Genomic DNA, 12,837 nt, shown 5'->3' with positions numbered 1-12,837 from the left:
AGCCTCATAGTCATCTGTCATTTAAACCATGTCAAAAATAGCCTCGCCCTTGATCAGGGCAAGTGCATTGCGCACTCTAAAATTCGCATTCTTCACAATAGCTATTTCTACTTGCTATGCAGCCAATTCTCAAGAGAGCAGCGCAGCAAATAAAAAGGAAGTAAATAGTACTTCCCGCGCGGAGGTCATGGCCGATCTGGCACTCTGGCGTCGTGCCGGAGTCGACCGCTATGAAGTACTGTCGACTTCGTACGGTATGGAATCAGAAGCCTATCGGTTGGCACATCAGGAATATCTTCGCCTTCGGAATGGTGAGGAATTCCAGGAAGAACTGAAAAAAGCAATCACTAAGTGATTTGCCCTGCCTGAGCAGGCCCTGCGGTGGCGCTGGAGAAGGTTCGGCGCTGATGCGGGTGCGCGCGCTTAGCTCGGGCCAAACGAAATGAAAACGGCCCCTTCGATTCCCATGAGGGCGCCGAGGGGGCTGTCGTCGTTTCCGTGTTGAGAGCCCACTGCGCGGGCATGCAATCCAGCCCTTGAGACCGTATTCATGTCCCACTTATGGCCCAGACACCCACTCAATGAGCTGTAAGTGGTTGTCGCCATTGGAAAATTGATGGTCCCTCCGACAGGAATCGAACCTGTATCTGGCGCTTAGGAGGCGCCCGTTCTATCCATTGAACTACGGAGAGGAGCAAACGGCGATTGTAAACCCATGGCGGGTCCGCCTCGCGCAGCGCCGGCAGGGCGGCTGCGCGGGGGTGAGGCGTCAGTCCTTGCGCACGGTGTAGATCAGGTCCAGCGCGCTGGTTTCCCCGGTCTGGCCGCGCAGGGTGAGGCGGCGCGAGAGGTCGTAGAAGATGTACAGCGTGCCCATGGCGCCCGAGAGGCTTTGCTCGTAGGTGACATAGAGGTCGCTGGACAGGCGCTTGCCCAGGGTGAGGGCCGCGCCCGTGGAGCCCTCGCCGCCCGGTCCCTTGAAGCCGATTTCGTCCAGGCCCAGGTTGCTGGCGATCTTGCCGCTGTTGTTGCGCCCGCCGCTGAGCAGGGACAGCGCGGCCTGCTGGAGCAGGGCGCTTTCGGCGCCGCCCGTGGCGGGGTCGCGGCCCATGACCACCCAGGAGAGCTTTTCGGCATCGGGCATTTCGGGGTCGGAGTACAGGCGCACGCGCGGGGCGTTGGCCGTGCCCTGCACCTGCACGCCTGCGCGCACGGCGATGTTCGGGCGCAGCGCCAGGATGTCCAGCGAGGGGTTGGCGTAGGGGCCGTTGAAGCGGATGAGGCCGGTCTCCACGTCCAGCGACTGGCCCCAGGCGCGGTAGCGGCCCTGCACGGTGCGGATCTCGCCGGTAATGCGCGGCGGGCCGCCCGCCACGGTGGGGCCTTGCACTTCCAGCGCGCCTTCCAGGCGTGTGGTGATGCCGTAGCCCTGCAGCGCGAAGTCGCGGCCCAGGTCAAGCTTGACGAGGATGTCGGGCAGCTTGATGGTTTCCGCGCGGGCCTGGGCCTTGCGGTCGGCCTGCTGCTGCTTGCGCGCCGCTTCCTGCTCGGCCTTGCGCGAGGCGGCCGAGTGCACGACCACGTCGGAGTCCAGCGAGGGCGCGGATTCTTCGGGCAGGATGATGGTGGCGCGGTCGGTGGTGAGGTCGCCGCGCAGCGTGAACTGGCCTTGCTCCAGCCTGGCCTGCAGGCCGCCCGAGACGCTGACCTGGCGGTCCGCGCGCACCAGCACCTGCAGCCTGGTGGCCTGGGCGCGCAGGTCCATGCTCAGGCCGGAGTTGCTGCCATCGGCGTTGGGCGGGTCCCAGCGCACGAAGCCCGAGCCCGTGAGTTCGCCGCCTTCACGCGGTGCCGTGGTGAGGTTGCCGCTGTAGCCCAGGATGCGCGCATTGCTGCCGCGCCCGCCCTGCATGCGCAGCTCGGTCAGATCCAGGCGGTTGCCTTGCAGGCGCGCGCGCAGCACGCCGTTTTGCAGGTCGATGCCGTCCAGCGCGGACAGGATGCTCAGGCCGTCGGCCGAGAGATTGCCCTGCCACTGCGGGTTCTGGCGGTCGCCGCTGATCTCGGCCTTGGCCTGCAGCGATCCGGTGACGCGCCAGCCGGGCGGGGCGAACAGCGCCCAGATGCCGATGTCGGGCATGCGGGCGTCGATCTGGCCGGACAGAGGGGCCTTCTCGGGCCAGGTCCAGGTGCCGTCCTGCTGGGCCAGGCGCGTGCCCAGCTGCGCGGTCAGGGTGCCGGCGCGTTCGCTGTCCCAGTCGAGCTTGGCTTGCACGTCGTCTCCCTGGGCGCGCACGCTCAGGCGGGCCTGCTTGATGTGGGCGCGCATGCCGGCGCCGCGCACGGTATGCGTGCGCACTTCGCCGGGCTTGCTGGAGCGCGGCCCCGTGGTGTGGATGACGGTGGTGCCCGAGCCGTCTTCCACGGCCAGGCGCAGGTCGCCGGCTGCACGCTCGACCAGCAGTTCGGCCTTGAGCGCGGGGCCCGTCGTGTCGATGTCCCAGCGGGCGTTGAAGCTCAGGTCGCCGCTCAGGCCCATGGCGGCCAGCGGGGGCTCCTCGGCCATGGACAGGGCATCGACCCAGGCCAGCGGCAGGGCCTGGGCGCGGCCGGTGCTGCGCAGGGCCCAGCGGCCGTCGCCGCCCTGGGTGGCGCGGGTGTCGTCCCAGGCCAGCAGCACGGGCTGCGGCGCCTCGGCATTGGTGCGGCGCTGGGGCAGGGTGGGCGGCGTGACCTGCAGGCTGCCGGCCGATGCCGTGAAGGCGGTGGACAGCACGGTGCGGCCCGTGGTGCGCTGGGCGATCCGTACGGGCTGGTTGCCTGCCAGTTGCAGCTGCCATGGGCCGGGCAGGTCCTGGCCCGGACTCAGCCGGGCCTGCAGCCTGTCGATGCTGGCCTGCCAGTCCAGGGGCGCGGCACCGCGCGCCGTGGCAAGGCCTGCCTGCAGGGCCGTGTCGATCTGCGCGGTCTGCGTGCCGCGCTTCGCCTGGCCGGCCAGGGTGAGGCTGGCCTGCTCGGGCGAGCCCTTGAGGGCCAGGCGCAGCTCGGGCAGCTCCAGCGCCTGCTCGGGCGGCGTGTTGGCGGGCAGGTAGCGCAGCTTGGCGGCCTGCAGGTCGGCCTGCAGCTGCAGGCCGCTGGCGGGCAGGGGGTCGCCCACGGCGGCCTTCATGCGCTTTTGCAGTGCGCCCCATCCGCCGCGCCAGCTGGCGTCCAGCTGGGCCTGGGCTTCGATCAGGGCGCCGGCCAGCGGGTCCTTCATGCCGGGCAGCTTGCGCAGCCACTGCGTGAGGGCGGTGAGTGACGACAGCTTGAGCTGGCTGCTGCCCTGGCCTGCGGCAGGGCTGATGTGGCCGTCCAGCGAGAGTTCGGCGCCGGGCAGCTGGGCCTTCAGCACGGTCTGCAGCTTTTGCTGTTCGGTGTCGAACTGCAGGCTGCGGCTGCGCACCGAGGCCTGCAGCGCATCAAGCTGCAGGTTCTCCAGCGACAGCACGGGCTGGGCCCAGCGGCCTTTGGTGGCGAGTTTTTCTATGCGCAGGGGCTGGCGCTTGGCGCCTGCGGGCGCTGCTGCGGCCTGGATGTCCACGCTGAAGTCCACCTGCTGCTCTGCCGTGGTGCTGGCGCGCAGCTCGCCCTGCAGCGGTGCGGCTTCCAGGAGGCTGTAGAGCGCGGCGGGGTCCAGGCGCTGGACCTTGGCCTGGCCTTCGAAGACCTTGGTGGCAGGCTCGAAGCGGCCCTGGGCGTCGATGCTGCCCGAGCCTATGGCGATCTGCGCCTGCTCCAGCAGCCACTGCTGGCCGTCATAGCGCACTGCGGCCTCGATCTGGTCCAGCGGCAGGCGCTGGCGGTCCCAGGGGCCGGGCATGGCGTTGTTCAGGCGTGTCGTCAACTGCCAGGCGGTGGTGGCGATGGCCGAGCCTGGTGCCTGGTCCGATGGCTGTTCCGTGGCGGGTGCCTGGGCTGTATCAGCTGCCTTGCCATCCGGCCCGGCCTGCAATTCGCCGCTGATGCGGGTGCGCGGTCCCTGGGGCCAGAAGGCGGCGATGTCGATCTGGCTGAGCTGGGCGCGCGCGGTCTGCAGCGGCTGGGGCTGCCAGGGCCGGATGCTGGCCTCGATGTCCGCATGCATGGGTTCGGACACAGGGGCGGCTTCCTTGCGCTCCCTGGCCTTGCCGTTCTTGCCATCGGCCCTGGCGGATTTCTGTACGGCGGGAGGAGCAGGCGTTTCCTCGGACACCGTCCCGGGCTTGGCATCAACCTGGAGCTTGATGCCCAGTTGCGCAGCGGCGGTGGCCAGGGTGCCGTCGATCCGGGCCTTTGCCTGCACGGCCAGCGGTGCAGGTTTGGGGGCCTTGGCTGCGGAGGCCTCGTCGTCCGAAGCCAGGGCCGGCGCCTGCAGGTCGCCCTGCAGCTCGGCCTGGATGGCCATGGGCGCACGGGCCTGCAGGCGCAGCCTGGCCTGGTAGTTGCCATCGGCCCATTGCAGGTCGCGCACGTCCAGCTGGTGCTCGCTGCCGTCGTAGGCGTAGTGGCCTTGCAGGCCCAGTACTTCGGCCTGGGGCGGGCCTTGCCAGACGATGCGCTCCACATGGAAGGGCACGTCGATCTTCACGGGCAGCACGAGCTGCTGCAGCGGCTCGACGGGTTTCTTGTCCTCGGGGTCGGGCGTGCTGGCAATGTTCAGCTCGGCGATGCGGACTTCGCCCAGGCGCACGGTGCGCGACAGCAGGGGATGCAATTGCCAGCCGATGGTGGCGTCGCGCAGCTCCACCTTCATGGTGGGGCTTTGCCATTGCAGCCAGCCGATGCGCCCGCCCTGGCGCAGGGTGCCGGTGACTTCCTTGGCCTGCAGGCTCTGGCCTGCGGGCAGCCAGCCGGCCACGCGCTGCAGGGTGTAGGCCAGCGAATCGGCACGGCCGCTCCACCACCAGGCGGAACCCAGCAGGGCGGCCAGCAGCAGGACCAGGACCAGGAAGAACCAGAGCAGGTAGCGCAGCCAGCGGCGGCGGGGCGCAGGCGACGGAGGGGACGCCTGGGGGCTTTGGTCTGGCGCGGCGGAGGAGGCAGGGGTATTCAAGCGGGAATCCACCATGGTCAGAAGTTGAAGCCCAGGCGCAGGTGCAGGCGCAGCTGCTTTTCCTGGGCGCCCCAGGCGATGTCGGCCTGCACGGGGCCCACGGGGCTGCGCCAGCGCAGGCCGGTGCCCACGCCCACGCGCATGTACATGGAGTCGGGCGCATCGCCCACGGTGCCGGCGTCCAGGAAGACGGCGTGCTCCCAGTCCTGTGTGTTGCCCTTGATGACGATGGGCCGCTGCCACTCGATGCTGCCCACGGCCATGTAGCGCCCGCCGATGACCTTGCCGCTGTCGGTGCGCGCACCGATGCTCTGGTACCCGTAGCCGCGCACGGTGTTGTCACCGCCGGTGATGAACAGCTGGGTGACGGGCAGGTCGGCATCCTTGCGGGCCAGCAAGGCACCGCCGGAGGCGCGCAGCGCCAGGCGGCTGCGGCGCTTGGTCTCGGGATCGACCTCGCCGATGGGAATCAGGCTGAGCCAGCGGCCCGAGACACGGCCGAACGGCGTGCGCTGGGGCGTGAGCGTGGTGCCCGCGCCGACTTCCCAGGCAAAGCCGAAGCCCGAGGAGGGCGCCAGCGTGCTGTCGAAGTAGCGGCCCGTCCAGCCGTAGTTGGCCGTGACCGACGAGCTGGACGGGGGCGCGCCCTCGCCCTGGGTCTTGGCGTAGTCGTACTGCAGGTAGTAGTTGCGGTCGATGTGGTCTTCGGACTTGGTGCGGCCGGCGCGCAGCTGCAGGCTGTTGACATCGAAGTCGCCCGAGGGCGCGCGCTCGGCCTTGGCCGTGGTGAACCAGCGCCACAGGGTTTCGTCGGGCAGGGCGGTCCACTGCGTGGAGATCAGCGGGTTCTTGCGGTCGAAGCGCATGCGCGTGACGGCACGCCAGCCCAGCCAGGGCAGGCGGTTGTGGATGTGGTCCACGCTCAGGCGCGGGCCGGTGTCGGTGCTCATGCCCACGCCGAAGACCCATTTTTGCATCTGGGCCTCGCGCACCTGGGCGATGACGGGCGTGGTGACCTGGGCGCCCTTGCGCTTGATGGCTTCCTCGTCCTCGGCGGCGCTGTCTCCCTGCTGGGGCACGTTGGCCAGCGTGAGGAAGACGGAGTCGTAGTAGCCGCTGCTGGCCAGGCGCAGCTGGGCGTCGACCAGGGCGGTCTGGTCGTATTCCTCGCCCTCGGGCAGGCGTGCGATGCGGGCCGTGCCCACGGGGTCGTAGCGCTGGGCGCCTTCGATGCGCAGCGGGCCGAAGGTGTAGGCCGGGCCGGGTGCATAGGCCACGCTGACATCGGCCTCGTGCGTGTCGGCGTCGATGTCTGCCAGGCTGGAGTCGATGCGCGCCAGCGGGTAGCGGCGCGACTGCAGCGTGCGCAGGCCCTGGCTCTTGGCCTGGCTCCAGCTGGACTGGCTGAAGCGCTGGCCGGGCTGCAGCGGCCAGTCCTCTTCGATGGTGGCGCGCTGGGAGGCGCCATCGGGATCGTCGGCATTGACGCCCGCAAAGCGCACCTGGCTGCGCGCAATGGTGGCGGGCTCGCCCGGGTCCACCTTGACGGTGACCTGCAGCGGGGCCTCGTCGGATTCGGGCGTTTCCTTGATCTCCACCGTGACCGTGGGGCTGAAGTAGCCCAGCGTGCCGATCAGGTCGCGCACGTTGGCGTCGGTGGCGCCCAGCAGCCGCGTCAGCTCGCGCCGCTGCAGGTCGCTCTGGTAGCGGTAGCGGCGCAGTTCGAGGTGCTTTTCCAGCAGCTCGCGCACTTCCTTGGGCGCATCGACGACAAGGGAGAAGGCCGGGTCGCCGGTCGCTGCAATCAGCGACGGGTCCGTGTCCTTGTCATCATTCTTGGACGGCAGGAGGCTGCAGCCGCCGAGCATCAGGGCTGCACTCAACAGAAACAAAAACGCCGGCCCTCGGGCCGGCGCTGTCGCGGGGGGGAGCTTGGGCATCGGCCTATTTTGACAGCAGGCGCATGGCGTCTTCCAGACCTTTGAGTGTCAAAGGGTACATGCGGTTGCCCGTGAGCTGCTGGATGATGCTGATGCTCTGGCGGTACTGCCAGACGCCGGGCGGCTCGGGGTTGATCCAGGCAAAGCGCGGGAAGGCATGCGTCAGGCGCTGCAGCCATTCGGCGCCGGGCTCCTCGTTCATGTACTCCACGCTGCCGCCGGGCTGCAGGATCTCGTAGGGGCTCATGGTGGCGTCGCCCACGAAGATCAGCTTGTAGTCCTTGTTGTACTTGCGGATGATGTCCCAGGTCGGAAACTTCTCGGCGAAGCGGCGGCGGTTGTTCTTCCACATGAAGTCGTAGACGCAGTTGTGGAAGTAGTAGAACTCCAGGTGCTTGAACTCGCTCTTGACGGCGGAGAACAGCTCCTCCACGCGCTGCACGTGCTCGTCCATGGTGCCGCCCACGTCCATGAGCAGCAGCACCTTCACGTTGTTGTGGCGCTCCGGGATCATCTTGATGTCCAGGTAGCCCGCGTTGGCGGCCGTGCTGCGGATGGTGTCGGGCAGGTCCAGCTCCAGGTCGCTGCCTTCGCGTGCGAACTTGCGCAGCCGGCGCAGCGCCACCTTGATGTTGCGCGTGCCCAGCTCCTGCGTGTCGTCGTAGTCGCGGTAGGCACGCTGCTCCCAGACCTTGACGGCGCTCTTGTTGCGGCCCGGCCCGCCGATGCGCACGCCGGCCGGGTTGTAGCCGCCGTGGCCGAAGGGGCTGGTGCCGCCCGTGCCTATCCACTTGTTGCCGCCTTCGTGGCGCTCCTTTTGCTCCTCCAGGCGCTTCTTGAGCGTGTCCATCAGCTCGTCCCAGCCCATGGCTTCGATGGCGGCCTTCTGCTCGGGCGAGAGTTCGCGCTCCAGCAGCTTCTTCAGCCAGTCCTGGGGAATCTCGCGCGTGAGGTCGGCCACCATCTCCACGCCCTTGAAGTAGGCGGCGAAGGCGCGGTCGTACTTGTCGTAGTGCTTCTCGTCCTTGACCAGCACGGTGCGGCCCAGGTGGTAGAAGTCGTCCAGGCTCCAGGCGTCCTCGCTCCTGGGGCCGACCACGCCGGCCTGCAGCGCCTCCAGCAGGGTCAGGAACTCCTTGACCGAGACGGGCAGCTTGGCCGCGCGCATGGTGTAGAAGAAGTCGATCAGCATGGCATCTCCCGGGGGCCTTGCGTACGCGCCCTCATGTGCGCGCCACGGCGGTGCTGCCGTCCGAATGGCGCTGCAACTGGTCCAGCAACTGGGCGCGCGACTCGGGCCATTCGCCGCTGCGCAGGCTGTACATCACGGTGTCGCGGATGGTGCCGTCGCGGCGCAGCGCGTGGCCGCGGATCACGCCGTCCTTCCTGGCACCCAGGCGCTCGATGGCGCGCTGGCTGGCGAAGTTGAAGCAGTCCGTGCGCCAGCCCACCACATGGCAGGCCAGCGTGTCGAAGGCATGGCCCATGAGCATGAGCTTGGCCGAGGTGTTGACATGGGTGCGCTGCACGCTGCGCGCGTACCAGGTGTAGCCGATCTCCACGCGGCGCACCTCGGGCAGGATGTCGTGGTAGCTGCTGGTGCCCAGCACGCGGCCGCTGTCGTCGTCGAGCACGGCAAACGCGAAGCGCTTGCCCTGGCTGCGCTGCTCCAGCGCGGCCTCGATATAGGCGCGCACGTCGTCGGGCTCGGGCGCGGAGGTCACGCGGATGCGCCACAGCTGGCCGTCCTGCACGGCCTCGCGCAGGCCCGCTTCATGGCTGAGCGCCAGGGGCTCGAGCCGCACGCCGTTGAAGCGCATGACCACGGGCTGCACGAAGCCCTGGTGCGCCACGGCGCCAGCCACGGGGATGGTGGTGACCTGGCCGGTGATGACCGGCACGCGCGGGTCTGCGCCGGCGTGGTCGGGGCCTTCGGTGTCGGGCTTGGAATCCGGCATGGCTGGCCTCAGCGGTTGCGCTGGTTCATGAAGACCAGCTTCTCGAACAGGCTCACGTCCTGCTCGTTCTTGAGCAGGGCGCCCACCAGCGGCGGCACGGCGACCTTGCCCTCGGCGGTCTGCAGCGATTCCACGGGAATGTCCTCGGCCACCAGCAGCTTGAGCCAGTCGATCAACTCGCTGGTGGAGGGCTTCTTCTTGAGGCCGGGCAGGTTGCGCACGTCGTAGAACACCTTCATCGCGGCGGCCAGCAGCTCGCCCTGCAGCTTGGGGAAGTGCACGGCCACGATCTGGCGCATGGTGTCGGCGTCGGGGAACTTGATGTAGTGGAAGAAGCAGCGGCGCAGGAAGGCGTCGGGCAGCTCCTTTTCGTTGTTGGAGGTGATGAACACCAGCGGCCGGTGCTTGGCGCGGATCATCTCGCGCGTCTCGTAGCAGTAGAACTCCATGCGGTCGATCTCGCGCAGCAGGTCGTTCGGGAATTCGATGTCGGCCTTGTCGATCTCGTCGATCAGCAGGGCCACGGGCCGGTCTGCCGTGAAGGCCTGCCACAGCACGCCCTTGACGATGTAGTTGTGGATGTCCTTGACGCGCTCGCCGCCGTCGATGTCGGACAGTTGCGAGTCGCGCAGGCGGCTGACGGCGTCGTATTCATACAGGCCCTGCTGGGCCTTGGTGGTGGACTTGATGTGCCACTGCAGCAGCGGCATGTCCAGCGCGGCGGCCACTTCCTCGGCCAGCATGGTCTTGCCCGTGCCGGGCTCTCCCTTGACCAGCAGCGGGCGCTGCAAGGTGGCTGCGGCATTCACCGCGAGCATCAAATCCTGGGTGGCGACGTAGTTCTCGGAACCTTGAAATTTCATGGGCGGTATCAGCGTAAGTATTGATGGGGACGCTTGACGGTGACTGCCATAATCGTTCGCGCTACCCGCTCAGCAGTAGGCATCCGTCAGAACTCTTGAAGGATTGTGCGCGCAAAATGATAAAAACTTTGACCACGGTATTGGCGCTGGCTGTCGCATCTGTGACCTCTGTGGCACAGGCCCAGCAAAGCAAAGGTGACGCAAAGGCAGGGGAGGGGAAGATCGCCATGTGCATTGGCTGCCATGGCATCCAGGGCTACCAGGCCAGCTTCCCCGAGGTGTACAAGGTCCCCAAGATTTCCGGCCAGGGCGCACCCTACATCGTGGCCGCGCTGCAGGCCTACCAGAAGGGCGAACGCAAGCATCCCACCATGCGCGGCATTGCCGATCCGCTGACCGAGCAGGACATGGCCGACGTGGCGGCCTACTACGCCGAGCATGGCGTGGCCAAGGCCGCCGACGCCAAGGTCCGCGAGCCCAGCACCCAGGTCGCCGCGCTGCTGCAAAAGGGCGCCTGCGTATCCTGCCACGGCCAGGGCTTTTCCAAACCCATCGATCCCAGCTACCCCAAGGTGGCCGGCCAGTACGCGGACTATCTGTACTCCGCCCTCAAGTCCTACAAGACCGAAGGCAACCCCCATATCGGCCGCAGCAACGGCGTGATGGCCGGCATTGCCAAGCAGTTCACCAACAGCGAACTCAAGGCGCTGGCCAACTACATCGGCAGCCTCGATGGCGAGCTGCAGACCCTGCCGCAGCCCCATTTCCGCCTGGGCCACAAATCGCAGTGAATCGCGCGCAGCCCCATACCCCATAGCAAAAGCCCGCAATCGCGGGCTTTGTCTTGAGGGTGATGCACAGAGGCGCTATGCGCCGCCCGTGGCCTTGGCGCCGTCGCTCGTGGCGCGGCGCTGGACTGCGGCGATATAGGCCTCGCCATCGGGCGGGCGGCCCGAACGCTGGCTTTCCCAGAGCATCTGCCCCAGGCATTCCATGGTGGCGTGGTGGGCGTCGTGCAGCGAGTCCAGGCGGCGGCTGAGCAGCTCCACGGCCTGGCGTATGCCGCGCGGCTGGTCGATGCTGCACTGCTCGCTGATGGACAGATGCATGGACAGATGCAAAAACGGATTGGTCACGCCGGGCGTGGCGTCGTAGTCGCGCAGCAGGGCGGCGTCCACGTCGGCAAGGTCATCGAAATACTCGGGATGCTCGGCAATCCAGAGGCTGGCCAGCGTCTCTATGGCCTCCATCGGCGCGCCGCTCAGCATCTTGGTGCGCACGCCGCAGAAAAAGCGCCGCACATCGGCTTGGGTGGGGTTGAACATGGTGGCGCGCAGCGTAGCACGCGGCCCTTTTGGGCGGGCACGCAAGGACTTTGCCGAGGGCCCGCCGCAAGAAGAGGTCAGAGCACCTCGAAGACCCTGCCGGTCTGGGCGCCTTCCACGCTGCGCTGGTAGGCCAGGGCCACGCGGGCGGCGGGCACGGTCTCGAAGCCGGGGAAGACCGAGCCATAGGCATCGGCCGATTCGGTCAGCAGGGTGGGGCTCACGGCGTTGATGCGCAGGCCGCGCTGCAGTTCGACCGCGGCGCCGGTGACGAAGCCGTGGAGGGCGGCATTCACTGTCGATGCATTGGCGCCGTGGCGGATGGGCTCGGTGGCGGCGACGCCGCTGGTCAGCGTGATGGAGCCGCCGTCGCGCAGCCAGCGCTGGCCCAGCAGGGCGAGCCGCACCTGGCCCAGCAGCTTGTCCTGCAGGCCGGAGTTGAACTGCTCGGCCGTCATCTCGGACAGCGGGCCGAAGTGCAGCTTTCCGGCCGTGCTGACGATGGCGTCCACCTGGCCGGCGGCTTCGAACATTTTCTGCAGCGTCTCGGGCTGGGTGAAGTCGGCGCGCAGATCGCCGCTGTTGCGGCCCACGGTGACGATGTCATGGCGCGGGGCCAGCAGGGCGTGTACGGCGCGGCCGATGGTGCCGGAGGCACCGATGAGAAGGATCTTCATGCGGTTTTCTTTCTGAGGGGGTGAACAGGCCTCCAGTGTTTTGCAAATCATGGATGGCATAAAGTAGCCGGATCTTTTTGTACTCCTAAGCATTGGTTGGCAATCCATGGACAAGCTGCGCAATATGGAGGTCTTCATGGCCGTGGTCGAGGACGGCAGCTTTGCCCAGGCCGCGCGGCGCCTGGACATCTCGGCCGTGATGGTGGGCAAGCATGTGCAGCAGCTGGAAGCCCATCTGGGCGCGCGCCTGCTGCAGCGCACCACGCGGCGCCACAGCCTGACCGAGGTGGGGCGCAGCTTCTACGAGGACAGCCGCCAGGTCTTCGAGCAGTTGCGCTGGGCCGAGTCGGCCGTGGAGCGCAGCCGCAGCGCGCCCCAGGGCCTGCTGCGCATCAGTGCGCCGACCACGCTGGGCAACCATGTGATCGCGCCGCTGGTGGCCGACTACCAGCTGGCCAATCCGCTGGTGCGCGTGGATCTGCAATTGAGCGACAGCATGGTCGACCTGGTGGGCGAGAACATCGACGTGGCCGTGCGCATCGGCCCCGTGGGCGGCGAAGGCCTGGTGGCGCGGCCGCTGCAGCCCTATCGCATGGTGATCGCGGCGGCGCCTTCGTACCTGCGGCGGCGCGGTCATCCGCGTGGCGTGGGCGATCTGGCGCGCCATGACTGCCTGAGCTACGCGGTCTGGCAGCGCCGCTCGGAATGGATTCTGCGCGGCGACGGCTCGGCGCCGGTGCAGTGGCCCGACGATGCCCGCCTGCGCTGCAACAGCGGCGACGGGCTGCGCCATGCGGCGCTGCGCGGCCTGGGCCTGATCCTGCAGCCCGAGGTGCTGCTGGCCGCCGACATGGCCGCGGGCCGGCTGGTGCCCGTGCTGCAGGACTGCGTGCCACTGCCGCGCCCGGTGCACCTGGTCTATCTGCCGGACCGCCGCCAACTGCCCAAGCTGGCGCAGTTCGTGGACCACATGGTGCAGGCGCTGGGCGCGTCCTGAGGC

At 68.0% G+C, this 12,837-nt stretch carries 10 protein-coding genes and 1 tRNA gene; 3 read left to right on the top strand and 8 right to left on the bottom strand.

Going from position 1 to position 12,837, the window contains the following annotated elements; genetic code table 11:
- Window positions 1-28 precede the first annotated feature (28 nt).
- Entirely contained in the window at window positions 29-355 is a 327-nt protein-coding gene (locus AC5I49_RS17075; RefSeq protein ID WP_080649883.1) for a hypothetical protein, read from the top strand.
- Window positions 356-617: 262 nt separating this feature from the next.
- Here the strand turns inward: AC5I49_RS17075 and AC5I49_RS17070 are convergent.
- The 6 genes from AC5I49_RS17070 to AC5I49_RS17045 form a co-directional block, all read right to left on the bottom strand.
- Window positions 618-692: transfer RNA gene (locus AC5I49_RS17070), tRNA-Arg, on the bottom strand.
- A 77-nt stretch (window positions 693-769) separates the two neighbouring features.
- Window positions 770-5,089: a translocation/assembly module TamB domain-containing protein gene (locus AC5I49_RS17065; RefSeq protein ID WP_495789641.1), complete on the bottom strand. Its 4,320-nt coding sequence runs from the start codon at window positions 5,087-5,089 to the stop codon at window positions 770-772.
- Window positions 5,090-5,091: 2 nt separating this feature from the next.
- Complete coding sequence (locus tag AC5I49_RS17060) at window positions 5,092-7,014, bottom strand: autotransporter assembly complex protein TamA (RefSeq protein WP_495789640.1); 1,923 nt, start codon at window positions 7,012-7,014, stop codon at window positions 5,092-5,094.
- A 4-nt stretch (window positions 7,015-7,018) separates the two neighbouring features.
- Window positions 7,019-8,206 carry a vWA domain-containing protein gene (locus AC5I49_RS17055; protein WP_016453729.1) on the bottom strand — a complete coding sequence of 396 codons (1,188 nt, stop codon included), beginning with the start codon at window positions 8,204-8,206 and terminating at the stop codon, window positions 7,019-7,021.
- Between the two features lie 31 nt (window positions 8,207-8,237).
- Window positions 8,238-8,972 carry a GNAT family N-acetyltransferase gene (locus AC5I49_RS17050; protein WP_034367829.1) on the bottom strand — a complete coding sequence of 245 codons (735 nt, stop codon included), beginning with the start codon at window positions 8,970-8,972 and terminating at the stop codon, window positions 8,238-8,240.
- An 8-nt stretch (window positions 8,973-8,980) separates the two neighbouring features.
- Window positions 8,981-9,835 carry an AAA family ATPase gene (locus AC5I49_RS17045; RefSeq protein ID WP_016453731.1) on the bottom strand — a complete coding sequence of 285 codons (855 nt, stop codon included), beginning with the start codon at window positions 9,833-9,835 and terminating at the stop codon, window positions 8,981-8,983.
- Between the two features lie 116 nt (window positions 9,836-9,951).
- Here AC5I49_RS17045 and AC5I49_RS17040 point away from each other — a divergent pair, with 116 nt between their 5' ends.
- Entirely contained in the window at window positions 9,952-10,626 is a 675-nt protein-coding gene (locus AC5I49_RS17040) for a c-type cytochrome (protein WP_016450129.1), read from the top strand.
- Window positions 10,627-10,701: 75 nt separating this feature from the next.
- On the opposite strand, the gene AC5I49_RS17035 is transcribed toward AC5I49_RS17040, so the two are convergent.
- Together AC5I49_RS17035 and AC5I49_RS17030 are read right to left on the bottom strand one after the other, a co-directional pair.
- Window positions 10,702-11,160, bottom strand: a complete 459-nt coding sequence (locus AC5I49_RS17035; protein WP_016453732.1) for a DUF1841 family protein — start codon at window positions 11,158-11,160, stop codon at window positions 10,702-10,704.
- A 77-nt stretch (window positions 11,161-11,237) separates the two neighbouring features.
- The gene (locus AC5I49_RS17030) at window positions 11,238-11,837 is read right to left on the bottom strand and encodes a short chain dehydrogenase (protein ID WP_034347952.1); all 600 of its coding nucleotides are present in this window, start codon (window positions 11,835-11,837) and stop codon (window positions 11,238-11,240) included.
- Between the two features lie 106 nt (window positions 11,838-11,943).
- On the opposite strand from AC5I49_RS17030, the gene AC5I49_RS17025 reads away from it, so the two are divergent.
- Window positions 11,944-12,834 (top strand): LysR family transcriptional regulator, encoded by an 891-nt coding sequence (locus tag AC5I49_RS17025; protein ID WP_392444652.1) that lies wholly within the window; start codon window positions 11,944-11,946, stop codon window positions 12,832-12,834.
- Window positions 12,835-12,837: the final 3 nt, after the last annotated feature.

The organism is Delftia sp., assembly GCF_059499305.1.
This window is presented reverse-complemented; position numbering and strand designations above follow the sequence as displayed.